The following is an 807-nucleotide window of genomic DNA, read 5'->3' on the forward strand; positions in this document are numbered from 1 at the left end:
TCGACGATGCTGCCATGCTCCATCACGTAGAAGCGGTCGGCCAGCGGCGCGGCGAAGCGGAAGTTCTGCTCCACCATCACCACCGTGTACCCCTTCTGCTTGAGCATCAGGATCATGCGCGCGAGCGCCTGCACGATCACCGGTGCCAACCCTTCCGAGATTTCATCGAGCAGCAGCAGGTTGGCGCCGGTGCGCAGGATGCGCCCGACCGCCAGCATCTGCTGCTCGCCGCCGGAAAGACGCGTGCCCTGGCTCTGGCGGCGCTCCTTCAGGTTCGGGAACATCTCGTAGATATCGGATTCGCTCATGCCCTGGCTGGTGTCGGCGCCCTTCAGCACCGGCGGCAGCATCAGGTTCTCTTCGCATGAGAGGCTGGAGAAGATCGCCCGCTCTTCCGGGCAATAGCCAATGCCGTAGTGCGCGATCTTGTGCGTGGGCAGGCTGATGGTCTCGTGGCCATTGACCTTGATCGAGCCCTTGCGCGCGCCGGTCAGTCCCATGATCGCGCGCAGCGTGGTGGTGCGGCCAGCGCCGTTGCGGCCCAGCAGCGTGACCACTTCGCCGCGGTTCACGGTCAAATCCACGCCGTGCAGGATGTGCGATTCGCCGTACCAGGCGTGCAGGCCCTTGAGCTCGAGCGCGGGTGTGTTGGATGTCGTCATATGTTCCCCGGCCCTCTCAGTGCGCGCCCTGCAGTTCCGCGTCGACGGTGCCCATGTAGGCCTCCATCACGCGCGGGTCCCTGGACACTTCGGCATACGGGCCTTCGGCCAGGATCGCGCCACGCTGCAGCACGGTGATCTTGTC

2 protein-coding genes are annotated in these 807 nt (G+C 65.2%); both read right to left on the reverse strand.

The features are described from left to right. The coding region (locus tag AC3WVS_RS31225; protein ID WP_492321731.1) for an ABC transporter ATP-binding protein at positions 1–662 on the reverse strand (662 nt) is incomplete at its 3' end. 16 nt (positions 663–678) lie between these two features. After that, the coding region (locus AC3WVS_RS31230) for an ABC transporter ATP-binding protein C-terminal domain-containing protein (protein WP_492321732.1) at positions 679–807 on the reverse strand (129 nt) is incomplete at its 5' end.

The organism is Cupriavidus sp. CPT47-8839-RL05A, assembly GCF_058792255.1.